Below are 24,304 nucleotides of genomic sequence, written 5' to 3' on the forward strand. Positions count from 1 at the left end.
GAATGCGCGCCTGGCGACACCCCGACATCCCCGTCCTCCCGGGAAACTCCGAAGCACCTCGCCTGTACGACACCGCGACGGAAGCCCTCGTGCTCGCCGAACCGGTCGACGTCGCCCGGCTCTACGTCTGTGGGATCACCCCGTACGACGCGACGCACATCGGCCACGCGAACACCTACCTCGCCTTCGACACCCTGCAGCGGGTCTGGCTCGATGCCGGCTACCGCGTGCACTACGCCCAGAACGTGACGGATGTCGACGACCCGCTCCTGGAGCGGGCGACGGCCACGGGCGTCGACTGGCGCGACCTCGCAGCATCCCAGGTCGACCTGTTCCGCGCCGACATGGAAGCGCTCGACATCCTTCCCCCTGACAATTACGTCGCCGTGACCGAGGTCATCGAGGAGGTCGCCGACGCGGTCGCCCAGCTCTGGGATGACGGCCTCGCCTACGCCGTCGCCGTCGACGCCGCCGAGCTCTCCGACACCGCCGGCCCGGCCGAGTCGGCCGGCTCCGACATCTACTTCGACATCGCTGCCGCTGAACGCGTCGCGCCCTGGCGTCTCGGCGACGAGAGCAACCTCGACCGCGCCCAGATGCTGGCTCTCTTCGCCGAGCGCGGCGGCGACCCCGACCGCGCGGGAAAGCGCGACGCCCTTGACCCGCTGCTCTGGCGTGCCGCCCGGGTGGGGGAACCGGCCTGGGACTCCCGTGTCGGCGCCGGCCGCCCCGGCTGGCACATCGAATGTTCCGTGATCGCGCTCAAAGAACTGGGCACGGACTTCACCGTCCAAGGCGGCGGCTCCGACCTGATCTTCCCGCACCACGACATGAGCGGTGGCCATGCGGCCGCCCTCTCGGGGCATCCGCTCGCCGGCGTGTACAGCCACACCGGCATGGTCGCCTACCAGGGCGAGAAGATGAGCAAGTCGCTCGGAAACCTCGTGCTCGTGTCCGCCCTGCGCGCCGGGGGCACCGACCCTCGGGCCATCCGCCTGGCCCTGCTCGCGCAGCACTATCGCAGCGACTGGGAGTGGACCGCCGCCGCGCTCTCCGCCGCCGAGGCGCGCCTCGAAGCCTGGACGCGTGCGTTCGGCCGCGCAACCGACGATTCGAACGGTGAACCGGATGCCGCCGCCAAGGCGGACGAGGTCGTCGCCGCGCTGCGTGCGGCCCTCGTCAACGACCTGGACACTCCGGCCGTTCTGCGGATTCTCGACGCTGCCGCCGAGGCCGGCTCGGCTGAGCCCGAGCTCGTGGCCCTCGCGATCGACGCTCTGCTGGGTATCACGCTCTAGGGGCCTGCTGAGTTATCTGGTCGTTTAAGGCGGGGTCTGTCAAGTTTTCGGTGTAACTGGGTTTGGTTTTTTAGTTGTCGCGGATGGAGAGTCGGCCGTTGAAGGTGATGTCGAAGGCGTTGAGGGCTGCCTTCCATCGTTGGGTCCAGCGAGCTCGTCCTTAGCCGGTGGAGTCCAGGCTCATCACGGCCAGGTACACGCATTTCAGGGCGGCTAGCTCGTTGGGGAAGTGGCCGCGGGCGCGGACGGCTTTGCGGATCCTCGCGTTGACGGACTCGATCGCGTTCGTCGTGCAGATGACCCGCCGGATCTCGGCGTCGAACTGTAGGAAGGGTACGAACTCGGCCCAGCTCGATTCCCACATCCGAACGATCGCGCGGTATTTCTTCCCCCAGACCTCGCCGAACTCGAGGAAGCGTTCCTCGGCCGCGTCGACGGTCGCGGCGGTATAGACCGGCTTCAGGGCTTTCGCGATCTTGTCCCAGTCCTGCCGTGCGGCGTAACGGAAACTGGCCCGCAACAAGTGCACGACGCAGGTCTGGGTGATCGCTTCGGGCCACACGGCCCCGATCGAGTCCGGGAGGCCTTTCAGCCCGTCGCAGACGACCATGCACACGTCCCGGACGCCCCGGTTCTTGATCTCGGTCAACACCTGCAGCCAGTACTTCGCTCCCTCGCCACCATCCCCGGCCCAGAGCCCGAGGATGTCGCGGTTACCCTCGATCGTCACGGCCAGGGCCACGTAGATCGGCCGGTTCGCGACCTGCCCGTCGCGGACCTTGACGTGGATCGCGTCGATGAAAATCACCGGATACACCGGGTCAAGAGGCCGGTTCTGCCATTCCGTCATGCCCTCGAGCACCCGATCGGTGATCGTGGAGATCGTCGTCTTGGACACCTCGGCCCCATACACCTCGGCCAGGTGAGCGCTGATATCACCGTGAGTCAGCCCGCGCGCGGACAGCGACAAGACGAGCTCGTCCACCCCGGTCAGGCGCCGCTGGTGCTTGCGCACGATCTGCGGCTCGAACGAACCGTCCCGTTCGCGAGGCACCTCGATCGGGACCGGGCCGATATCCGTCAGGACCGTTTTCGTCCGGGATCCGTTCCGTGCGTTCGAGGCTGACCCGGACCTCTCGTGCTTCTCGTCGCCGAGGTGATCGGTGATCTCGCCCTCGAGCGCGGATTCCAGGACCATCTTCGTCAGCTGGCCCAGCAACCCTTTCTCGCCCGTCAGCGCGAGACCCTGTTCCCGGGCCCGCCCGACCAGCTGGTCAACGAGTCGGCCGTCCACCACGTCCTCATGCTTCACCGTCGCCACGGCCTCGTCCTCCACCACGTCAAGAATCACATCAGTCATCAGGCACCTCCATTGTTAGGAGTTACACTGAAAATCGTATAGTCCCGGCCGAGCGTGACCGTGAGCAGCTGCGAAAGTCTGGTGTGGGCGGCCGGGCTAGCACGGCTGAGGAATTGAAAAAGGCCAACGATCGGCCGGCTACGGAGAACCGGGATCGCGACCGCGGTCGCGATCGTGACGGGCACGAGCGCTGACCCCGACACCAAGAACAGTTACCGGGGATACGCGGTACCACCTGTTAAGTGCGTGTGGTGCTTTCTCTATCGAGATACCTTTGGACGGCTTGAGCCACCTGAACGGGGGCATTTCCGTTTACCAGATCTTGTCGACATTTGCCGTTAGCACCTCGAGAGTGAGAACAAGCTGGCTCGCAGCATTGGTCATGACTACCTAGTTGTTTCGTGAGAAGCGTCTCTACCGCTAGGAGCTATTTCTTCTCAATTTGATGTGTTTTCTGCGAAGAAGAATGGCACGCAATAGTCAATCGTTCGATCAGCGCGAGAACGTGCAATGGGGTCAGCACGGTGATGCACAATCATTTATTGGGGGAACAATGAAGCTTTCACGCAAGATTCAAGCAATCGGAATCGCTTGCCTGACGTTGGTGGGAATGGGGTTCGTCGGAGCGGCACCCGCCCAGGCAGCGACGGGGCCCGGCGGTTCGGTCATCACATGCCATCTGGCGGTTCACTACCCGCACAATTCCGGCCATGTGAACGGGACCATCAACGTGTCTTCGGACATTCTCTGCACTTCGTCAGTCGACAAGATCTACTCCGAAACCGGGCTCCGAGGAACCAAGTCTGCAAACGGGTGGGCACAAGCGGTGAACGCGGTCTACAAGGACTCGAATGCGAACACGTCATGCGCGAACGGTACGTATTGGGGCGTGGGTTACGGCACCATCACATTCCCTTCCGGCTACAGTCCCCGCGTTCAGAGCGTGGAAGCTACCGGTGCCACTAAACCCATCAATTGCTCGACTCAGAGCAGGATGAGCCAAGAATCTGACGATGAGTACGTTGTGATCAAGGAATTCTCGGCCACGTGGACTGGCTGAGACCTTGAAGCACTGACCTGGAATCCAATGGCCGAAAGACGATGAGAGAAGCAATGGAGTGAACACGTGAAACCTTCATCGACTTCACGGCCTGCGGAGTGGGTGGTGGCGGGAATGAGTACCTTCGGATCCACGGTGAAGAACCTCGTACCCGCCGCCTACCCCGCGTACGCGAGGATATTTCACCCTCTCCGGACGACCAATGGCGACGATGAGCCGCCGGTGCTCTGGAGTGACATCGCCGCGAGATTTGGGCGAATCTCACATCCCGCTATGCAATGGGAGAGCATTTCCCGGTCTGCTGTCAGCGAGTCCTGGGATCGCCCTGATGAGCCGATGGTTGGATCCTTGCCCTCTGAACCCGCCCGACGCCTCACACAAATCTTGGCGGACCATACAGGCACACCTAGCGACTGTTTCTATGGGTTGTGGGAAGGTTGGGGTGGGGCTCCGTTGGGATCCAAGATCCCAACGTTTGAGATACCGAATCGTGTGATGGGACTCTTTCAAGGTTCAATCGAAGACGCCAACCAGTCGTTCGAGCCCTGGCCAGCGGACCGGCGTGCCAACCTTTGGTGGCCTGCGGACCATGCCTGGTTTGTGGTCTCGGAAATTGACTATGACAGCACGATTGTCGCGGCGTCTCGTGATTGTGTAGATGAGATACTGCGAGCCCGGGGAATAGAAGCGCTCGAAGTCTCGCCATCTACTGACCTTTCAAATCTGGGTGACACTGTCAATATCTAGCGTCTTACGGGTGCGCCGTCCTAGGAGCCTGCTGATTTATCTGGGCGTTTAAGGCGTGCCTGCGAGCGGATTCCATCTGCGTGTTTAAGACTTGATTTATGCAGGGTCGTGATGATGGTCAGCGTCAGTTGTTTGATGTTGGGGCGTTCGCGGGGCATATGTTGCCGGTCGGGTCGGTGTTCGCGTTCCTCGCGGAGCACCGGCACGAGTTGTTCCCCGATGAGGCGTTCGCGGATTTGTTTCCCTCGGGCAGGGGCCGCCCATCGGTCCCGGCGGATGTGATCGCGTCCGTTCTCGTGTTGCAGACGTTGCACTCGTTATCGGACCGGGAAACGGCCGAAGCGGTCACGTTCGATCTGCGGTGGAAAGCGGCGTGCGGGTTCGGATTGACGGAGGCCTCGTTCCATCCGACGGTGTTGACGTATTGGCGGCGACGCCTGGCGGCCAGCACCCGCCCGCACCGTATTTTCGAGGCCGTGTCCGAAGTCATTAACCAGTCCGGCGCTCTCGGGCAGGAAGCGGCGGGCGTTGGACTCGACGATCCTGGACGACGCGGTCGCCCGCCAGGACACGGTCACGCAGTTGGTCGCGCAGGTCGGCCGGGAGGTCCCGGGCGCCGACGTGATCGTGGCCGGCCTGCCCGGCCATGACTATCAGAAGCCGGGCAAACCCGACATCGCGTGGGACGATAAAGCGGCCCGGGATGATCTCGTCTCCCGCCTCGTGACCGACGCCCTGACACTGCTCGCGGGCCTCGACACGGCGTCGTTGTCCGAGCCGCAGCAAGAAACGGTCGCGTTATTGGCCCTGGTCGCGGGGCAGGACGTGGAACCGGCTGAGGGCTCCGATGGCACCGACGGGCGGTGGCGGATCGCCCGGAAGGTCGCCCCGGACCGGGTGATCTCGACCGTTGACCCCGACACCCGGCACGCGCATAAGAGCCGGGAGAAGAAGCAAGACGGGTTCAAAGCCCACGTCGCGATCGAGCCCGACACCGGTCTGGTGACCGCGGCCGCGTTAACGAAAGCCTCCGGGGCTGAGAACAGTGACGCGGCCCGCGGCGCGGAGCTGATCACCGCGGACACGAGTATCGGGTCCGACCCGGTCGAGGTCCTCGCGGATTCTGCCTATGGCAGTGGTGATCTTCTGGCTGAAGTCACCGCGGCAGGGCACGTTCCGATCATCAAGCCGATGCCGTTGAGCCGGGCGGTCCCGGGCGGCTTCACGATCGATGACTACACCGTTGACGAAGCCGCGGGAACGGTCACCTGCCCGGCCGGACTCACCCGGCCAATCAGCCCCAAACGACGCGTCACGTTCGGTGCCGCCTGCACCGGCTGCGCGCTCCGGGCCCAGTGCACGACAGCCGTCGGCGGCCGCAAACTCGAGTTGCACCCGCAACACCAGATCCAACGCGAGCACCGGGCCCGCGCCCAGGACCCGGGCTTCCAAGCCGTTTATCGGCAGCACCGGCCCATGGTTGAACGCTCGATCGCGTGGATGACCCGCGGCGCGAGACGAGTTCCCTACCGCGGCGTTACCAAGAACCACGCCTGGTGGACGCTCCGCGCAGCCTCAGTAAACCTGAAACGGCTCCTGAGCCTCGGACTCACCACAGAGAACGGCAGTTGGGCCCTGGCCTGACGGCCAGAGCCCAACCAACCGGGCCCCTCACGGCGCACGCCCGACCCACGATCGGCCGCCGGACCGCATCGAATCACCGCGACAACGATCCGCCACGCTCGCCCCTCGACGAACGACTGAAATTCAAACTCCTCAGTGCCGCTGAACAACAACTATTCAGCAGGCTCCTAGCCCCGAAGGGTTACGGCTGACGTGGCCCGTCCGGTCCCGGACGACCGTCTGCGCGCCCGGCCTGACCGTCGCGGCCGTCTCCGCGCTTGCGGAGATACTTCTCGAACTCCTGCGCGATCGCCTCGCCGCTCGCCTCCGGCGAGTCGACCGTATCCCTCGCCTGTTCGAGCTGGTTGATGTACGCCGCCATCTCCTCGTCGTCTGCCGCGAGGGTGTCGATGCCGGTCTGCCATTCGTCGGCCTCGGTGACGAGGTCGCCGCGCGGGATGACCACGTCGATGATCTCCTCGAGCTTGTCGATCAGGGCGAGCATCGCCTTCGGTGACGGCGCGTTGTGTACATAGTGGGGGACCGACGCCCAAATCGAGAGGGTCGGGATGCCGACCAGTTCGGCCGCGTGCGAGAGAACGCTGAGGATGCCGACCGGGCCTTCGTAGCTGCTGCGCTCGATCTGCAGCTCGCTGCGCACCTCGGGGTTCTCGCTGGAGACGAAAATGGAGATCGGACGGGTGTGCGGCACGTCTGCGAGCATGGCGCCGAGGAAGACGATCCCGCCGATGTCCGCCGCGAGGGCCGCGTCGAGCACCTCTGCGGTGAACCCCTTCCAGCTGCGGCTCGGCTCCGTGCCGAGCAGGAGGTAAATGTTGCCGGCGTTGCTGCCGCTCACGCGCAGCTGCGCGTCATCGGCGAGTGGCTCTCCGACGACACCCGGCTCCGCGGGGCCGAACAGGGTCGCGCCGGGCCATTCGAGCTGGCGGTGACCCTCGTCATCCGTGGAGATCGTCGGCCGGTTGAACTGGTAATCGAAGTAGACCTCGGGGTCCACTTCGAAGAGGGAGGAGACGTCGAGGAGGTCCCTGAGGATGCCCACGGCACCGGTCGCAGCCTCACCCGCGTCGTTCCAGCCCGCAAACGCCACCACGAGGAGGCGTCCGCCCAGGAATCCATTGCCATCTGTCACTGCGTGAAACCTCGATCTGCCGGGGCGCCCGGAAAAGCACCGTCAGTCAAGGATAAGCGGTGCCCCTTACACTTGGACCCTGTGAACCCGTTCCGTCCGAATTCGCCCCTGCCCGCGGCCGTGCTGTGGGATATGGACGGCACGATCGTCGACTCGGAACCGTACTGGATGCGCGCCGAAACCGAGCTCGTCGAGAGCTTCGGCGGGGTCTGGACGCACAGCGATTGCATGCTTCTCGTCGGCAGTGGCCTGCTGAACTCCGCGGCCATCCTGCAGGACCGCGGCGTCCGCCTTGGCGCCGAGGCGATCGTCGACCGGCTGACCACGCGGGTCCAGGGCCTCCTCGGTGAGTTCGGCGCCCCCTGGCGTCCCGGCGCCCTCGAGCTCATGACCGAGGTCAAGGCCGCGGGCATCCCCATGGCCCTCGTGACCATGTCGGAGCACCGGATGGCGCAGCAGGTGTCCGACCAGGTTGGATTCGCCGCCTTCGACGCGATCGTCGCCGGTGACATGGTCGTCCAGAGCAAGCCGCACCCCGAGGCCTACCTGTCGGCCGCCCGGTTGCTCGGCGTCACGCCCGCCGATTGTGTCGCCGTCGAAGACTCCCTGCCCGGCATTGCGGCGGCCGTCGCCTCCGGCGCCGTGGTCATCGCGGTTCCGCACATGATCGAAATCGAGGCGAGCGCCCGGTACGAGCTGTGGCCGACCCTGAACGGACGCACGCTCGCCGGCGTCCACACTGTCTTTGCCGAACGGCGCGCTGGCGCCGCCGCGGCACCCGCGCGGCCCGGTTCCGGCCCGCATCCGAACGAGGACGACACCCACGCATGAACGACACTGACAGCACGAGCGACACCGGAACCGGCATCACCCCGAACGGCGAGTACACCCAGGTGATCCAGAGCAGCGGACCCTTCCGGGTCGGCGACCGGGTGCAGCTGACCGGCCCCAAGAACAAGCTCAACACGATCACCCTCGAGCCGGGCAAGGTCTTCCACACCCACAGGGGAATCCTTGCGCACGACGACATCATCGGCCTGCCCGATGCATCCGTCGTCGTGAACAACGTCGGCGTCGAGCACCTCGCGCTGCGCCCGCTGCTCAACGACTTCGTGATGTCGATGCCGCGGGGAGCCGCGATCATCTACCCCAAGGATGCGGCCCAGATCCTCGCCCAGGCGGACATCTTCCCCGGTGCGACGGTCGTCGAAGCCGGGGTGGGCTCCGGAGCGCTGTCCCTCTGGCTGCTCCGCGCGATCGGGCCGGCCGGCCACCTCGCATCCTTCGAACGCCGGGCCGAGTTCGCCGACGTCGCGAGGGACAACGTCGCCACGTTCCTCGGCGCCGACCCCACGAACTGGACGATCACCCTCGGCGACCTTGCGGACGCACTGCCGTCCGCGGTCCCGGATCAGACGGCCGACCGGGTCGTGCTCGACATGCTCGCCCCCTGGGAATGCCTCGAGGCCGTCTCCGCCGCCCTCAAGCCCGGCGGCGTGCTCCTCTGCTACGTCGCGACCGTGACCCAGCTCTCCCGGGTGGCCGAGGCCATCCGGGGAACCGGGTTCTACACGAACCCGGATTCGAACGAGACCATGGTGCGCGGCTGGCACGTCGAGGGTCTCGCGGTCCGCCCGGACCACCGCATGATCGGCCACACCGGGTTCCTGATCACGGCACGGCGTCTCGCCCCCGACACGATCCTGCCCGAGCTCAAGCGCCGACCCTCCAAGACCGACTTCTCGGATGCGGATGTCGAGGCCTGGACCCCGGGCGCACTCGGCGAACGCAGCGTGAGCGGCAAGGTCATGCGCAAGCGGGTCAGGATCGCGGAGACCGGTGCGGCCATCTCCAAGGCCAGAGGCCTCGACGGGCGCGGCCCGGTCGTCGCCGCACCCGCTGAGTTGCCCGGAACCGCCCAGACTGCGACCGACGCCGCGATCAGCGGTGCTGCCGACAGCGCAGCCGACGCCGGTTAGGATAGGCTCCGGCCGTGTTCGGCCTCTCGACTCCCGGCGACCAGACGGCGCCGCACGCTGAATTTCCCACACTGAAATGAGATCCTGTGCGTAGAGCTTCTGCCCTCATCGCGACTGCCAGCCTGCTGCTTGCCGCCCTCACCGGGTGCAGCAGCAGCGCGGATGCCGCGTCGAGCTGCGTCGCCCCCATCAGCGATGGCGCCGCCTCGAAGCTCGTCTCCGTCAGCGACAACTTCGGAGCCGTCCCGAAGGTCGACATCCCGACGCCACTCATGACGACGTCGACCCAGGGCCGGGTCATCGTGCCCGGGTCCGGAGACAAGCTCGTCACCGGGCAGCAGGCGAAAATCGAACTGAACGTCTACAACGGGACGACAGGCTCGCCGATCCAGGTCAGCAAGTACGACAGCACGAGCGCGAACGTGCTCACGCTCAACGACCAGACCATCAAGGGCATCACGGACGGGCTCGCCTGCGCCCAGGCCGGCTCGCGTGTCGCCGTCGTCGTCTCCCCGGATGACGCGTTCGGACCGCAGGGCGGCAACCCCACCCTCGGGATCTCCGCGACGGACTCGCTGGTCTTCGTTATCGACGTCGTGAAGACCTACCTGCTCCGGGCCAACGGTGCCGACCAGACCCCGGTGAACGGCCTTCCCGCGGTCGTCCTCGACGCCAACGGCACCCCCGGCATCACGATTCCGGGCGGCACGCCGCCGGCAGACCTCCAGCTCGCCGTCCTGAAGAAGGGAACCGGCGACACTGTCAAGGAGGGCGACAAGGTCACCGTGCACTACACCGGCGTCCTCTGGGCGGACAAGAAAGTCTTCGACTCCAGCTGGACGAAGGGTGCGCCCGCGCAACTGCTCGCGGTCGACGGCTCGAAGACCCAGGGCGGCGTCGTCCCCGGGTTCGCGACGGCGATCATCGGCCAGACCGTGGGTTCGCAGATCCTCACCGTGATCCCGCCGGCGAAGGGCTACGGAGACTCAGCGCAGGGAACCATCCCCGCCGGCTCGACCCTCGTCTTCGTCATCGACATCCTCGGCATCGGCTAACCCCGCCCTCAACTGCTGCACACGTCACCCTCCGTTCTCGAGAGCGGGGGGTGACGCGTGTTTTCGGGCGCCTGTCCCGTATTCTCGCCGCATCGGCACGGTGCGGTTCGGATGCCCCACGAATCTCGGGCCATGACCCCGCGGTGCGTCTGGCCGCGTCAGTGTGCCGAATTCAGGAGATGCCTGCTGCAGGTCGGGATCGGCCGCACTGGTCCGCGGGCCGCTGTTGCTCGCCCGGGCGCATCTCCTGAATTCGGCACCACGAGTGCGGACACACTCGCTGTCAGGTATGAATCTCGAGATGAGAAGCCCAAAAGTAAGTGAGCAAGCCTCGCATTCGTGTTCGATTCGGGGTAGAATCGGGGTATGGCAGGAGCTTCGGACCCACAGTCACACACCCCGCAGACACCCGATTCCGGGGCCGCGGGGGATCACCCCACCACGGTGGGCGGCCAGCAGGTCGAGTCGGCTCATCCGGTTGGGTCTTCGGTCGGGCAGGTCGAGTCGGCCCATCCGGTCGCGGTCGCCGAGGGTTTCGAGGGCGCCGAGGGGCTGGCCGGCTCGGTTGCGTCGGTGCATGCGGATGCTGTCGCCCGGCTCGCTGCAGCGCGTTCGGTTCTCGCGGAGGCCCTGGCCGCGATCCCCGTTGGGTTGCTCAGTGATGCGGAAGCGGTCACGGCGTTGAAGGAAGTGGAGGCGATTGGGCGGACGGTGGACGCCGCCCGGGTCAACACGGCGACGGACGTGGATCGGCGGGCGCGGGTGCTCGGCCGGGACGGGCTGGCCTGGAGGATGGGCTGCACGGGCCCCTGGGACGTCCTGACCCGGGTGACGCGGGTGTCGGCCAGGGAAGTGAAGCGGAGGACGAAGCTCGGGGACGCGGTGTTGCCGCGGCCGTGCGGTGGGAGCAGCTGGTTGCCGCCGTTGTTCCCGGCCGTTGGCGCCGCGCTGACGGCGGGGGAGATCGGGGTGGAGACCGCGGAGCTGATCGTCACGGGGCTGCAGACGATCAGTCACCGGGTGGCGCCGGATGACTTGCTGACGGCGGAGCGGGCTTTGGTCGCCACGGCGGCCGGTTTGATCACCCCGGAAACCGAGAACCTCGCCGGCGCCGGGGTCCCCGCGGCTGCGGATCTGATCCGCGGCATGGTGCTCCAGTGGCAGGCGGCCCTGGACCCGGACGGGGTGCTCCCGCAGGAGGATGTGTTCGAGGCGAAGTCGAACATCGGCTTCGGACAGCTCAAGAACGGGTTGTATCCGGTGAAGGGTGGGGTGACGCCGGAACTGTTCGGAATGATGAACACCCTCTTCGACGCCTTCCTCAGCTTCCACGCCCGGCCCGCATTCCCGACCGAGGAGGAACAGGCGCTGATGGATTCGGGGCAGATGATCCCCGGCGCCGAAACCGCAGGCGACGCCGGCACGGGCCCGGAGCTGGACGTGATCGAGGCCGAGCTGCGGGAACGCCGCCAGGACACCCGCACCAGCGGGGAGAAACGCGCGGACATCCTCCGGGCGTTGATCGAACACGCCGCCCGCGACCAGGACACGCCCAGCATGGGCGGGTCGGCTCCCACGGTGATGGTGCACGTGAACGCCGCCGACCTCGCGAGCGGGGTCGGGGTGGGGTGGATCGACGGCGTCGAAGCCCCGGTGTCGCTGAAGACGGTGCACCAGCGCATCTGCGACGGCGGCTTCCAAGGGGTGCTGTTCGGGGCCAACAACCAGGTCCTCAAGCTCGGCCCGGAACGGCGGTATTTCAACCGGGCGCAGCGGCGGGCGATCACCGCCCGGGACGGCGGGTGCATCATCCCCGGCTGCAAGGCCCCCGCGCACTGGGCCGAGGTACACCATGTGAAGCCGTGGGCGAAAGACGGCCCGACGAATGTCGACAACGGGGTCCTGTTGTGTTGGTTCCATCACCACACGATCGACACCTCGGGGTGGGAAATCCGGATGGTGAAGGGCTCACCACAAGTGCGGGCCCCCGGACTGATCGACCCGCAACGACTCTGGCGGCCACCGAACCGGCACCGCGCCCATCAGGTCCTCACCGGACCACCCAACCGCGACTGACCGGGGACACGGGCAACGTGGCGCATCCGCTTCTCACTGCTCGACACGGGGGTGCTACCGGGGCTCGGTTAGACTCACAGCGTGTCGACCACCCCCGAACCGATCAACCGCATCACGGTTGAAGAACGCCTGTTCAGCCTCGTGCTGGCACTGATAGCGACCGAAATCGGCCTGACGAAGGCCGACATCCTGTCGACTGTTCAGGGCTACCGGCAGCGTTACGTGCACAGCGGCGACAATGCGAGCCTAGAACGGCAGTTCGAGCGGGACAAGGACGACATCCGCGAACTCGGGATCCCGCTCGAGACCGTCGAACAGCCCGAGGATCCAGGGAACAACCGCAATCTGCGCTACCGGATCCCCAAGGGCCTCTACGAACTTCCGACGGACGTATCGTTCTCCGGCGACGAACTGATGCTGCTCAAACTTGCCGCAACCGTGTGGAAGGAGGGCTCGCTCTCGGCGGAGTCCCGGCGCGCCCTGACCAAGCTCAACGCGCTCGGGGGAGCGGACGGCGACCCCGTGCTCGGGTATGCCCCGACCCTCCGGGTCCGCGACGCCTCCTTCGAGCCGCTCAGCAAGGCCATGGACCGCGCGCACGTGGTCTCGTTCCTGTACCTCAAGCCGGGCGAGGCGGCCCCGCGGCGCCGGAAGGTGGCGCCGCGCGCCGTCGTCCAGCACGAGAGCCGCTGGCACCTGTTCGGCACCGACCTCGACGCCGGTGCCACCCGTACCTTCCTGCTCTCCCGCATCGTCGGACCGGTCACGGTCGTCCCGGACCTGATCGCACCCGAATCCGGGCCGGATGCCGGCCAGGCCGCCCTCGCTGAACTCGACGCCCTTTTCACGGCCAACGTCGCTGAGATCGAGGTCCTCCCGGGCACCGATGCCGCCGTCCGCCTCGGCAAGCGGGCAGCGGATGCCCTCGGCGCCGAGCCGACCGGAGCGCTCGTCCTGCACTACACCGACCTGAACATCCTCGCGGACGAACTCGCCGGGTTCGGGCCAGAGGTGCTCGTGCTCTCCCCGCCGGCCCTCCGGGACGCCGTGCTCGACCGACTCCTCCTCGTCCGCGACGCCCACGAACACCACGAACTCCTCGAGCCGCTCGAGGCTCGCTCATGAGCCCCCGCGTGCCGCTCGGCGCCCCAGACAAGCTCACCTTCCTGCTCTCGCTCGTCCCGTATCTCATCGACCACGACGGCATCAGCGTCACCGACGTCGCCGCGCACTTCGGTGTCACGCCCGAGCGGGTACGCGACGCGGTCACCCTGATCGCCGTCTCCGGGGTGCCCGGCGACACGAGCCAGTACCTGCCCGGGGATCTCTTCGACATCGAGTGGGGCCAGTTCGAGTCCGACGACACGATCGTGTTGACCCATCTCGTCGCGATCGAGGATTCCCCCCGGTTCTCCGCACGCGAGGCGGCCGCGCTCATCGCCGGCCTGCAGTACCTCTCCTCGCTTCCCGAGAACGCAGACCGGGATGCGATCGCATCACTGATGGCCAAGCTCACCCGGAGCGCTACCGCCGCGCCGAGCCAGCTCGCCGTGTCCGCGAGCGCCTCGGGAACGGCGATCTCCGTCATCCAGTCCGCCCTGCAGACCGGCGTCCAGGTCCGGTTCGACTACCTGAACGCCCGCGGCGGTCAGGAAGAACGCTACGTCGACCCGCTCCGCGTCGAATCCGTCGACCGGGACTGGTACCTGCGCGGCTGGTGCCACCTGCGCGGCGCCGTCCGGACCTTCCGGCTCGACCGGATGAGTACGCTCACCGCCACCGACCGCCCCGTGACGAGCCGCACCGAAGACCTGATCCTGCCCGACGCCCTGTTCCAGGGCTCCGAATCCGACCTCGACGTGGTCGTCGAGCTCGCGGCCGGCGCGCTGCCGCTCCTGGGCGACTACCTGTCTGGCCGCCCGGTCCAGCAACTCGCCGGTGACCGGGTCAGGGCGACGCTGCGTGTCTCGCACTATCACGCGCTCAAACGCCTCGTCGCGGGTCTCTCCGGGGTCGTCACCGTCGTCGAGCCCGCTGCCGCTCGCGAGATCGTGCGCGCGTGGGCGGATGCCGGTGCGGCGCGCTATCCGGAGCCTGCGGCATCCGCCGCAGCGGCAGGGCCGGGGGAGTAGCCGATGCCGTGGTGGAGCTGGGTGCTGATCTGGACCGGGCTGGTGCTTGTCCTGCTCGGAATGCTGGCCTGGTTCGCCGTGCTGCTGTTCCGGAAGCTCATGGTGCTCGCGGATGCCGTCGGTGCGCTCGGTGACCTCGTGGGAGCGCTCGACGCGGACCCGGAGGAGGAGACGGAGCCGCCGCGGCGTCCCGCGATCTTCGCGGACTGGAACGAGCTCGCCAGGACCGTCGACCTGCAACGCACCGCTCGGGAACGTCGAAGGCAGGAACGGCGGGATCGTCGGATTGCCAGAGGTAAGCTATTGCAACACGGTCCGATCGTCAGACCTGACCCACCGATGAAGAGGACACACCCTCATGCTTAACAACCTGACCGGATGGCACTTCCTGATCATCCTTGTCATCGTTCTGTTGCTCTTCGGTGCGCCCAAGCTTCCCGCGCTCGCGCGCAGCCTTGGCCAGTCGATGAAGATCTTCAAGAGCGAGATCCGCAGCGACGAGCCCGCTGAGACGAAGAGCGCACCGGGGACGGACTCCGCCCCGGGAGCCGACGCGCCCGATCCGACGACAAAGCCGTAACCTCCGTGCCTGGGCGCACTCCTCGGCGCACGACTCGGCGCACGGCCCCTGACGGGAAGATGTCCCTCGGACAGCACCTTCTCGAGCTGCGGAAACGCCTGTTCCTTGCCGCCGCCGGAATCCTCGTCGGCGCCGTGATCGGCTATTTCCTGTCCGATTTCGTCTGGAACGCCCTCAGGGAGCCGATCTACACGATCGCGTCCGCACAGGGGCGTAGCGCACAGCTGAACTACCCGGACATCACGAGCGCCTTCGACCTCAAGCTCAAGATCTCCGTCTACGTGGGAATCGTCATCTCGAGCCCGATGTGGCTGTACCAGGTCTTCGCCTTCCTGATGCCGGGATTGACCCGCACCGAGAAGCGCTACACCTTCGGCTTCTTCTTCACTGCGGTACCGCTGTTCCTGGCGGGCTGCGCCGCCGGCTTCTACGTGCTTCCGCACGTCGTCGAGCTCATGACGGGCTTCGCACCGTCACAGGATGCCGCGCTCATCACCGCCCAGAGCTACTTCGACTTCGTGCTCAAGCTCGTCGTCGCGATCGGGATCGCGTTCGTCCTGCCCGTCTTCATCGTGCTGCTGAACTTCGCGGGGGTGATCAGCGCGACGTCGATCATCAAGTCCTGGCGGGTCGCCATCCTCGTCATCATCCTCTTCACCGCGATCGCGACCCCCGCAGCCGACGTCGTGTCGATGTTCCTCCTCGCCATTCCGATGGTGGTGCTGTACTTCGCCGCGTACGGGGTCGCCCTCCTGCATGACCGGCGTGCCGCCCGGCGCGCCCTCGCCTTCGAACAGGAGCTGGCGCTCTAGGCGTCTCCCATGACCTCTCTCCAGACCCCGGCCGAGCCGACGCCCGCCGAACGCTTCGCAGCGGCACGTGACCGGGCGAGCCGCCCGCGGCTCTCCGCTTTCCGCGCCGGCCTCCGGTTCGACCTCGACCCCTTCCAAATCGCCGCCTGCGCCTCGCTCGAGGACGGCAACAGCGTCCTCGTCGCGGCCCCGACCGGCGCGGGCAAGACCCTGATCGCGGAGTTCGCGATCTACCTCGCGATGAAGCAGTCGACCAAGAAGGTCTTCTACACCGCGCCGATGAAGGCGCTCAGCAACCAGAAGTTCCAGGAACTCGTCGCCGAGTACGGGGCAGACGAAGTCGGACTCCTCACCGGCGACACCAACGTGAACCCGCAGGCCCGCATCGTCGTCATGACGACAGAGGTACTGCGCAACATGCTCTACGCGGACTCGGACCTCCTCACCAACCTCGCCTTCGTGGTCCTCGACGAAGTGCACTTCCTCGCCGACCGGTTCCGCGGCGCCGTCTGGGAAGAAGTCATCATCCACCTGCCCCAGAACGTGCGGATGGTGTCGCTGAGCGCGACCGTGTCCAACGCGGAGGAGTTCGGCGACTGGCTGCAGGCCGTCCGCGGCGAGACCGACGTCATCGTTTCCGAGGAACGCCCGGTGCCCCTCGAACAGCACGTACTCGTCAAGAGCAAGATGCTCGACCTGTTCGACTCCGCGGGAGCCGCGGGAACCCACCGGGTGAACCCGGAACTGGTCCGCCTGGCCCAGGGCGCCGGCCGTGGCGTCACTGACCGCCAGGGAGACCGGCGCGGGGGCAACCGCGGTCGGTCGCAACCCCCACGGTCGACCTTCGAGCCGGGCAGGATGGACCGCGCCGAGATCGTCCGCCTCCTCGGCGGCAAGCACCTCCTCCCGGCGATCTTCTTCATCTTCAGCCGGGTCGGCTGCGACCAGGCGGTCAACCAGGTCCTGCGGGCGGGTGTCCGCCTGACCGATGCCGCCGAACGCGCCGAGATCCGCGCGATCGTGGACGAACGCTGCCGCACCCTGCTCGACGAGGACCTCGGCGTGCTCGGCTACTTCGAGTGGCTCGATGGCCTCGAACGCGGCGTCGCCGCCCACCACGCCGGCATGCTGCCCGCCTTCAAGGAGGTCGTCGAGGAGCTCTTCCAGAAGAAGCTCGTCAAGGCGGTCTTCGCGACGGAGACGCTCGCCCTCGGCATCAACATGCCCGCGCGAACCGTCGTCCTCGACAAGCTCGAAAAGTTCAACGGCGAGGCCCGCGTGCCGATCACGCCGGGGGAGTACACCCAGCTCACCGGACGCGCCGGCCGGCGCGGCATCGACGTCGAAGGCCACTCGGTGATCCAGTGGGCCTCCGGGCTCGACCCTCAGACCGTCGCCTCACTCGCGTCCCGCCGCACGTACCCGCTCAACTCGAGCTTCAAGCCGACATACAACATGGCCGTGAACCTGATCGACCAGTTCGGCCGTGACCGCACCCGCACGGTCTTGGAATCCTCGTTCGCCCAGTTCCAGGCCGACCGCGCCGTCGTCGACATGGCCAGGGCCGTGCGCCAGCAGGAGGAATCCCTCACGGGCTTCGCCGCCTCGATGGTCTGCCACCTCGGCGACTTCACCGAGTACTCGGCGATCCGTCGCCGGCTCACCGAGGTCGAGCGCGAGACGCTCACGGGGGAGACCGGCGCCCGCGCTGCGAAGGAACGTCGCCAGCGCGAACTTGCGAGCCTTCGCAAGCGGCTCCGCGCGCATCCGTGCCACAACTGTCCCGAACGCGAGTCGCACGCCCGCTGGGCGCAGCGCTGGTGGAAACTGCGTCGAGAGACGGATGCGCTCACGAAACAGATCACGACCCGCACCGGTGCCGTCGCGCGCGTCTTCGACCGTGTCACCGAGGTCCTGCTCGGTTACGGCTACCTGCTCGAAGACCAGGCCGGCGCGGTGACGCTGAGCGAGAGCGGCCTCATCCTTCGGCGGATCTACGCCGACAGGGACCTGCTCGTCGCCGAGTCCCTCCGCCGCGGGCTGTGGAACGACCTCGACCCGGCCGGACTCGCCGCGATGGCCTGCGCCCTCGTCTTCGAGCCGCGGCGCGAGGAAGGGCTCATCGACGAGCGGTACCTGCCCCGGGGACCGTTCCGGGCCGCCCTGCACGACACCCAGGAGCTCTGGAGCCGCCTCGACGACCTCGAACGCGACCACCAGCTGCCGGGCAGCAACCCGCTCGCGGTCGGGCTCTCCCTCGCCATGTGGAAGTGGGCCAGGGACGGTTCGCTCATCGACGTCCTCGACGAGGCCGAGATGGCCGCGGGGGACTTCGTGCGCTGGACCAAGCAGACCATCGATCTCCTCGACCAGCTGTCCGTCGTCGCCGATGCTCCGGTCGGCACGACCGCCCGGATCGCGCTCGACGCCATTCGGCGCGGCATCGTCGCCTACTCCTCGTTCGCCTAGGCCGTGCGAGTGACTGGTGTGCCGATGAACAACGTCGAGACGGCTAGGGATCGAGAGGAATTCCGGTTGCCCCTCCCGGCGGCCGTTGTGCTCGCCGCCGCCGCGGGAGCGATCCTCGACGGCGGTTTCCCCGACCGTTCGTGGTGGGTCCTGGCGCCTATTGGGGTCGTGCTGATGTTCCTCGCCCTGCTCGGTCGCCGCCCGGCGCCTGCCCTTCTCGTCGGTATGGTCGCCGGACTATCGTTCTGGCTGATCCACATCAGCTGGATCACCCTCTACCTGGGCCCGGTGCCCTGGCTCGCACTCGGAGGGCTCGAGGCGATCTTCTTCGGCGTCGGCCTCTGGCTCGTCGCCGTCGTCCTGAACCGCGGCCCGCGGGCGTGGCCCACGCGCTGGGGACGCCTGGGCATGGTCCCGTTGGTCGTTGCCGGCCTCTGGACGGCGCGTGAGGCGATTTCCGCCGTCTGGCCGTACGGCGGCTTCGCCTGGGGGCGCGTGGCTATCTCGCAGTCGGAGAGCCCGTTCGCGGGCCTCGTGGCCTGGGTCGGGATGTCCGGACTCAGCTTCCTGATGGTCTGGCTCAGTGCGCTCGCGCTGCAGTTGCTGCGGGAGGTCGGCTGGGGAGTGCTCGCCCGGTGGACGGTGCTCACGGCATCCGTCGCCCTGCTGCTCGTCGTGCCCGCCGTCTCCATCGCCCAGTCGGGGGAGACCAGGATCGCCGCCGTCCAGGGCGCTTCCGATGCCGGGCTGTTCGCACAGTATTCGCCGGGGCAGATCCTCTCCGACCACACCTCGGCGACCCTGCCGCTGGTCGGGGATCCGGTCGACTTCGTCGTGTGGCCGGAAAACGGCAGTGACATCGACCCGACCCGGTCGCAGGACGCCGCACACGTCCTCGACTACGTGAGCCGCGCGATGATGGCCCCGCTCATCACGGGCACGATCACCTACCGGGACGGCAAGTACTACAACACGAGCGTGCTCTGGAAGGCGGGGGAGGGGGCCACGGCCCTCTACGACAAAGTGCACCCGGTTCCTTTCGCGGAATACATGCCTGATCGGGTTTTCTGGCGTCCTTTTGCCCCGGAGTTGATCGACCTGATCTCTCGGGACTACCAGCTCGGCACCCAACCGAACGTCTTCGACGTCAACGGGATACTGGCCGGCATCGCGATCTGCTTCGACATCGCCGACGACCAGCTCGTGCACCAGATGATCGACTCCGGGGCGACGGTCATCCTCGCCCAGACCAACAACGCCGACTTCGGGCACACGGACGAGAGCGTCCAGCAGCTGGCGATCGCCCGGCTGCGCGCGATCGAGGCCGGGCGCACCGTCGTCAATATCTCGACGGTCGGCTCGAGCGCCATCATCGCGCCGGACGGCTACACGATCGACAGCCTGCCGACCTGGGTCCCCGGCTCCATGGTGCAGACCGTTCCACTCAGCACGACGGTGACCCCGGCGATGGCGGCCGGCCGGGGAATCGAGTGGCTCGTCTCCGGACTCGGCCTCGCGGGGCTCGTCTTCTGCCTGGTCTTCGCGCCGTCCACACGACGGCACGCGCGCTGGCGTGCGACCGCGGTGCCGGTTCGACCGGTTCGCCCGGTTAACGCAGAACGCACCCGACAGAATCGGGTGCGTGCGTAGTGTCTGCTCGGCGTCAGGCGCCGATCTTCTGCTGTCCGCGACGTGCGCGCAGGAACGCCAGGCGCTCCTCGAGCAGTTCCTCGAGCTCGGGACGGGTGCGACGTTCCAGGAGCATGTCCCAGTGCGTGCGCGGTACCTTCTCGGCCGAGTGATCGACGATGACGGGCTTGGAATCGACGAGCCGGGTGGCCGTCTGGGAACAGAACCTGCATTCCCACTCGTCGGGGGCTTCCGCCTCCGCCGAAAAGATCATCACCGTCTCTCGTGAGCACGTTGCACACAGATATGTGTGACTAACTCGTGGTGAAAAGGTTACGCCCTCTTCGCTTTGAAGGCTTTGTGCGCCCAACCTCATGCCACGCAAACTGCGATCCGCCATTGTGTGGTCTCCTCTCGCGATGCAACTCTCAGTTATAAACCGTCAAGCTGGGCGTTATCTTTCCGTTATGCCCGTACTCGGTGATAACTCTCAGTTTCGGAAGCGGGATTTATGGCAGCCCGGGCGTGTCGCGCTCGGACCTGCGACCGATCAGCGCAGCGGCGAGGTCCGTCCGGTCGGTCACGAGGCCGTCGATGCCGGTGTCCAGCAGGCGTTCCATGGCCGCGGGGTCGTTGACTGTCCAGACATGCACCTCAACGCCGACCGAATGGACGGCTCGCACGAAGTGGGGGGTCACGACACGCAGCACGGACGCCGTCTCGGGTACCTGAACAGCGACGCATCCGCTGAGAACACGCCGGAGGAGTGCCGCATTCCCGAGCCGGGCGGCGACGACAACCTGCGCGACGATGGCCGCCGAGGCACTCGAGGCCACGCCAGGCAGGAGCCGGACCGTCCGTCTGCGGCGTTCCTCGGAGAAGGAAGTCACGAGGACCCGGTCGGTCGCGCCCGCCGCGAGCACGGCGGCGGCCGTCGCGGCGACGGCGTCCTCTGACTTCACGTCGAGGTTGAATCGCGCCTCCGGGAAGGCGTCGAGCGCTTCCGTGAGAGTGGAGAAGGACTGGCCGAAGCCGAGATCGATCCGTTGCAGTTCGGTGACGCGCAGCTCTTCGAGATGGATGTCCAGCTCGGGCAGGGCAAGGCGGGCGTCATGGCTGAGCACCGCGACCCCGTCCCTGGACGAGTGAACGTCTGTCTCCAGATGGGTCGCACCGTTGTCCAGAGCGTGCCGGAACGCGAGGACCGTGTTCTCCGGTGCGTTCAGCGCGAACCCGCGGTGGGCGAAAATGCGCGGGGGCGGCCCGGCCAGGAACGAGGAGGGGCCGCCCGAGACCACGGGACTACCCCTCTGCGGCGTGCGAGGGTGCGGGCGTCGTGGGTGCAGCCATAGTCGATGCGGCTGCAGGGGGAGTGGCGACCGGGGGAGTGGCGACTTGAGCGGTGGCCTCCGGGGAAACGGCGGACCCGGCGACGGGCCGATCGCCGAACGCGCGGCCGATGCCCTTCATCGCCTCGGTGAGTTCACTCGGCACGATCCAGAGCTTGTTCGCGCTGCCCTCTGCGAGCTTCGGGAGAGTCATCAGGTACTGGTACGCGAGGAGCTTCGGGTCGGGGTCGCCCTCGTGGATCGCCCGGAACACGGTCGTGATCGCCTCGGCTTCACCCTGTGCGCGGAGGACGGCCGCCTTCGCGTCGCCCTCTGCGGAGAGGATGGCCGCCTGGCGGGCGCCTTCCGCGGTGAGAATGGCGGACTGCTTGGTGCCCTCCGCGGTCAGGATCAGCGCACGACGGTCACGCTCGGCACGCATCTGCTTCTCCATCGAGTCCTGGATGGAGTGCGGCGGATCGATGGCCTTGAGCTCGACCCTGCCGACCCGGATGCCCCACTTGCCCGTGGCCTCGTCGAGCACGATGCGGAGCTGGCCGTTGATGTTGTCGCGGCTCGTGAGCGCTTCCTCGAGGTTCAGCCCGCCGACGACGTTACGGAGGGTCGTCGTGGTGAGCAGTTCGACCGCGCCGAGGTAGTTGGCGATCTCGTAGGTCGCCGCCCGGGCATCCGTCACCTGGAAGTACACGACCGTGTCGATCGACACGACGAGGTTGTCCTCGGTGATCACCGGCTGGGGCGGAAAGGATACGACCTGCTCGCGCAGGTCGATGAGGGGACGCAGTCGATCGACGAACGGGATCAGGATGTTGAGGCCGGGCATGAGCGTCTTGTGGTACCGGCCCAGCCTCTCCACGACCCCGGCCCTGGCCTGGGGGATGATGCGGATGGACTTCGCGAGGGTGACGATCACGAAGATGACGAGCGCCGCGACGAAAGCGACGACGATCACCTGCACGACAACCTGGGTCGGATCACTCATGAAATGTTCCTTTCTGCCGGGATGACCACTGCGGTCGCCCCGTCGATGGCGATGACGATGACACGTTCGCCCGGCGCGAAGACGGCCGGTTCGACCAGCGGGGAGAAGCGCGCGGTCCAGGTCTCGCCGTTCGCGAGGCGAACCTGGGCCAACGGCCCGGTCGAGCTCACGATATGACCGTCCTGGCCGAGGAGCGCGTCGACGTTGCTGAGGGTCGGGTCGCCGCCGCGTTTGAGTACCCGGAGCAGGGGTGGGCGGATGCCGAGCAGCAGCACCATGGACAGAAGGGCGGCGATCACGAGCTGGCCCCACCACGGCACACCGAAGAGGCCGGAAACCAGGCCGCCGAGGCTGCCGAGCGAGATCATCAGGAACGTGAGGTCCAGAGTGACCATCTCGATGGTGATGAAGATCAGTATGAGCACCAGCCAGACAACCCACGCGTAATTTGCAGCGAATACGTCCATCGTGACCCTCCCCATTGTGTTCCCCTTCTCAAACTAGCAGGTGTGCCGACACGGGCGGGGGGCGGGGTTCTTGGTAAGGTCTTCTGCTAGACCCAGTTCGTTATTTGAGGAGTTCGTGTGACCAACCCACTTGCCGCAGGTTCACTGAACGGACAGCGTGTCCTTGTCACCGGTTCTTCCCGGGGCGTGGGAGCCGCAACCGTCGGAATCTTCGCGGAGGCCGGAGCGAGCGTCGTCATCAACTTCCGCAACAAGGAGGCGCGGGCGATCAAGGTCGCCGACGCCATCCGCGCGGCCGGCGGAACGGCCATCACCGCGGGCGCCGACCTCACCGATGAGGCCTCCGTTGCGGCCATGATCGAGACGATCCGTGCTGAATACGGCGGACTCGACATCCTCGTGATGAATGCCTCCGGTGGCATGGAAACCGGGATGGCGCCCGACTATGCGATGAAGCTCAACCGGGATGCCCAGCTCAACCTCCTCGCGGCCGTCCGCCCCCTGCTGGGCGCCGGAGCCAGGGTCGTGTTTGTCACGAGCCACCAGGCGCACTTCTTCGAGACCGCCCCGACGATGCCGGAGTACGTGCCGGTCGCACGGAGCAAGCGCGCCGGTGAAGACGCCCTGCGCGCGCTCATCCCCGAACTCGAGTCCGACGGCATCGGCTTCGTCGTGGTCTCCGGCGACATCATCGAGGGCACCGTCACCGCGACCCTCCTCGAGCGTTCGAGCCCCGGAACGATGAGCGCCCGCAAGGTCGCCGCCGGTCGTCTCTACAACGTGAGCGAATTCGCCGCGGAAGTCGCCCTGGCCGCCGTCGAGCCGGTTCCCGCGGGCAACACTCGGTACGTCGGCGACACGACGGACATGGTCACGGACTAGAAAGCGCTACTGGCAAGCGGCGACGCGCACGCGGGCCGGAACGTCAGTCGGTGACGGTGCTCTGCGCTCCACGGCCGAGGGTGAAGGACATCACCAGCTGCACGAGGCCGGAGACGATCAGGAAGACGCCGCCGACGACGACGAGCACCCCCAGTGAATCGACGGGGGAGAGCAGCACCACGATGCCGGCGACGATGCTGATCACCGCGAAGAGGATTCCGAACCATCGGCTGGAATCCGACGCAGTCTCGACGAGCGCCGCGACGCCTTCGATCAGCCACGAGATCCCGATGACCATGCCGAGCACGGCAAGGGACCCGATCGGATTCCGGATCGCGACGATGCCCGCGACCAGCAGCAGGACGCCCAGCAGGATGTTCAGCACGCGGACTCCGGCGCTTCCCCCGGCCATCGCGATGCCGCGAACGATGCGCGCGATCCCGCCGACCAGGAAGTAGAGCCCGAAGAGCACCGCAATGACGTTGAGGGTCGCGCCTGGCCAGACCAGGATCATCACTCCGAGGATCACGGCGACCACACCGCCGATGGCCATGGCCGTTCGGATGGTGGTCACTTCCGACTTGCTCAGGGTCCGTGGATCGATCGTGAGATCGAATACGGCGACGGGGTTCGACATGGCTGCGCTCCTCG

20 protein-coding genes and 2 pseudogenes are annotated in these 24,304 nt (G+C 66.8%); 15 read left to right on the forward strand and 7 right to left on the reverse strand.

The window, feature by feature from the left end; all coding sequences use genetic code 11:
- Positions 1–2 precede the first annotated feature (2 nt).
- Complete coding sequence (gene mshC, locus MQH31_RS07750) at positions 3–1,298, forward strand: cysteine--1-D-myo-inosityl 2-amino-2-deoxy-alpha-D-glucopyranoside ligase (protein ID WP_243011521.1); 1,296 nt, start codon at positions 3–5, stop codon at positions 1,296–1,298.
- 70 nt (positions 1,299–1,368) lie between these two features.
- On the opposite strand, the pseudogene MQH31_RS07755 reads toward mshC, so the two are convergent.
- A pseudogene (locus MQH31_RS07755) lies at positions 1,369–2,658 on the reverse strand (IS256 family transposase).
- 466 nt (positions 2,659–3,124) lie between these two features.
- Here MQH31_RS07755 and MQH31_RS07760 point away from each other — a divergent pair.
- Together MQH31_RS07760 and MQH31_RS07765 are read left to right on the forward strand one after the other, a co-directional pair.
- The gene (locus MQH31_RS07760; RefSeq protein WP_243011522.1) at positions 3,125–3,718 is read left to right on the forward strand and encodes a hypothetical protein; all 594 of its coding nucleotides are present in this window, start codon (positions 3,125–3,127) and stop codon (positions 3,716–3,718) included.
- Positions 3,719–4,563: 845 nt separating this feature from the next.
- Positions 4,564–6,109 (forward strand): annotated as a pseudogene (locus MQH31_RS07765) (IS1182 family transposase).
- A 181-nt stretch (positions 6,110–6,290) separates the two neighbouring features.
- Here the strand turns inward: MQH31_RS07765 and MQH31_RS07770 are convergent.
- Positions 6,291–7,241 (reverse strand): PAC2 family protein, encoded by a 951-nt coding sequence (locus MQH31_RS07770; RefSeq protein ID WP_134531845.1) that lies wholly within the window; start codon positions 7,239–7,241, stop codon positions 6,291–6,293.
- Between the two features lie 81 nt (positions 7,242–7,322).
- Here MQH31_RS07770 and MQH31_RS07775 point away from each other — a divergent pair, with 81 nt between their 5' ends.
- The 11 genes from MQH31_RS07775 (at position 7,323) to lnt (ending at position 19,994) form a co-directional block, all read left to right on the forward strand.
- Entirely contained in the window at positions 7,323–8,072 is a 750-nt protein-coding gene (locus MQH31_RS07775) for an HAD family hydrolase (protein ID WP_308196432.1), read from the forward strand.
- Entirely contained in the window at positions 8,069–9,220 is a 1,152-nt protein-coding gene (locus MQH31_RS07780; RefSeq protein ID WP_243011523.1) for a tRNA (adenine-N1)-methyltransferase, read from the forward strand. Before MQH31_RS07775 ends, MQH31_RS07780 begins: the two co-directional genes overlap by 4 nt.
- A gap of 86 nt (positions 9,221–9,306) precedes the next feature.
- Positions 9,307–10,275 (forward strand): FKBP-type peptidyl-prolyl cis-trans isomerase, encoded by a 969-nt coding sequence (locus MQH31_RS07785; RefSeq protein WP_243011524.1) that lies wholly within the window; start codon positions 9,307–9,309, stop codon positions 10,273–10,275.
- A 366-nt stretch (positions 10,276–10,641) separates the two neighbouring features.
- Positions 10,642–12,351 carry an HNH endonuclease signature motif containing protein gene (locus MQH31_RS07790; protein WP_243011525.1) on the forward strand — a complete coding sequence of 570 codons (1,710 nt, stop codon included), beginning with the start codon at positions 10,642–10,644 and terminating at the stop codon, positions 12,349–12,351.
- Positions 12,352–12,432: 81 nt separating this feature from the next.
- Positions 12,433–13,476, forward strand: coding sequence for a helix-turn-helix transcriptional regulator (locus tag MQH31_RS07795; RefSeq protein WP_243011526.1), 1,044 nt, complete (start codon positions 12,433–12,435; stop codon positions 13,474–13,476).
- Positions 13,473–14,483, forward strand: a complete 1,011-nt coding sequence (locus MQH31_RS07800; RefSeq protein WP_243011527.1) for a helix-turn-helix transcriptional regulator — start codon at positions 13,473–13,475, stop codon at positions 14,481–14,483. The genes MQH31_RS07795 and MQH31_RS07800 overlap by 4 nt, the downstream gene beginning before the upstream one ends.
- Before the next feature lie 3 nt (positions 14,484–14,486).
- Positions 14,487–14,849, forward strand: a complete 363-nt coding sequence (locus tag MQH31_RS07805; RefSeq protein WP_134531840.1) for a hypothetical protein — start codon at positions 14,487–14,489, stop codon at positions 14,847–14,849.
- Positions 14,842–15,063 carry a twin-arginine translocase TatA/TatE family subunit gene (gene tatA, locus MQH31_RS20615; RefSeq protein ID WP_134446564.1) on the forward strand — a complete coding sequence of 74 codons (222 nt, stop codon included), beginning with the start codon at positions 14,842–14,844 and terminating at the stop codon, positions 15,061–15,063. Before MQH31_RS07805 ends, tatA begins: the two co-directional genes overlap by 8 nt.
- Positions 15,064–15,122: 59 nt before the next feature.
- Positions 15,123–15,875: a twin-arginine translocase subunit TatC gene (gene tatC / locus MQH31_RS07815; RefSeq protein WP_134531839.1), complete on the forward strand. Its 753-nt coding sequence runs from the start codon at positions 15,123–15,125 to the stop codon at positions 15,873–15,875.
- 9 nt (positions 15,876–15,884) lie between these two features.
- Positions 15,885–18,344, forward strand: coding sequence for a DEAD/DEAH box helicase (locus MQH31_RS07820; RefSeq protein ID WP_243011528.1), 2,460 nt, complete (start codon positions 15,885–15,887; stop codon positions 18,342–18,344).
- Between the two features lie 66 nt (positions 18,345–18,410).
- A complete protein-coding gene (lnt, locus tag MQH31_RS07825; RefSeq protein ID WP_243011529.1) occupies positions 18,411–19,994 on the forward strand; it encodes an apolipoprotein N-acyltransferase in 1,584 nt (527 codons plus the stop codon).
- Positions 19,995–20,007: 13 nt separating this feature from the next.
- Here the strand turns inward: lnt and MQH31_RS07830 are convergent, their stop codons facing one another.
- From MQH31_RS07830 to MQH31_RS07845, 4 genes are all read right to left on the reverse strand, one after another.
- Positions 20,008–20,373: an RNA polymerase-binding protein RbpA gene (locus tag MQH31_RS07830; protein ID WP_134531837.1), complete on the reverse strand. Its 366-nt coding sequence runs from the start codon at positions 20,371–20,373 to the stop codon at positions 20,008–20,010.
- A gap of 109 nt (positions 20,374–20,482) precedes the next feature.
- Positions 20,483–21,271, reverse strand: coding sequence for a glycerophosphodiester phosphodiesterase family protein (locus MQH31_RS07835; protein WP_243011530.1), 789 nt, complete (start codon positions 21,269–21,271; stop codon positions 20,483–20,485).
- Positions 21,272–21,275: 4 nt separating this feature from the next.
- On the reverse strand, positions 21,276–22,304 hold the full coding sequence (locus MQH31_RS07840) for an SPFH domain-containing protein (RefSeq protein WP_243011531.1): 1,029 nt from the start codon (positions 22,302–22,304) through the stop codon (positions 21,276–21,278).
- Entirely contained in the window at positions 22,301–22,771 is a 471-nt protein-coding gene (locus MQH31_RS07845; RefSeq protein ID WP_134531834.1) for an NfeD family protein, read from the reverse strand. The genes MQH31_RS07840 and MQH31_RS07845 overlap by 4 nt, the downstream gene beginning before the upstream one ends.
- 117 nt (positions 22,772–22,888) lie before the next feature.
- On the opposite strand from MQH31_RS07845, the gene MQH31_RS07850 reads away from it, so the two are divergent.
- Positions 22,889–23,653 (forward strand): SDR family oxidoreductase, encoded by a 765-nt coding sequence (locus tag MQH31_RS07850; RefSeq protein ID WP_243011532.1) that lies wholly within the window; start codon positions 22,889–22,891, stop codon positions 23,651–23,653.
- Between the two features lie 43 nt (positions 23,654–23,696).
- Here the strand turns inward: MQH31_RS07850 and MQH31_RS07855 are convergent, their stop codons facing one another.
- Positions 23,697–24,290, reverse strand: a complete 594-nt coding sequence (locus MQH31_RS07855) for an HdeD family acid-resistance protein (RefSeq protein WP_243011533.1) — start codon at positions 24,288–24,290, stop codon at positions 23,697–23,699.
- Positions 24,291–24,304: the final 14 nt, after the last annotated feature.

Source organism: Cryobacterium zhongshanensis, from assembly GCF_022760445.1.
Classification (GTDB): Bacteria; Actinomycetota; Actinomycetes; order Actinomycetales; family Microbacteriaceae; genus Cryobacterium; species Cryobacterium algoricola.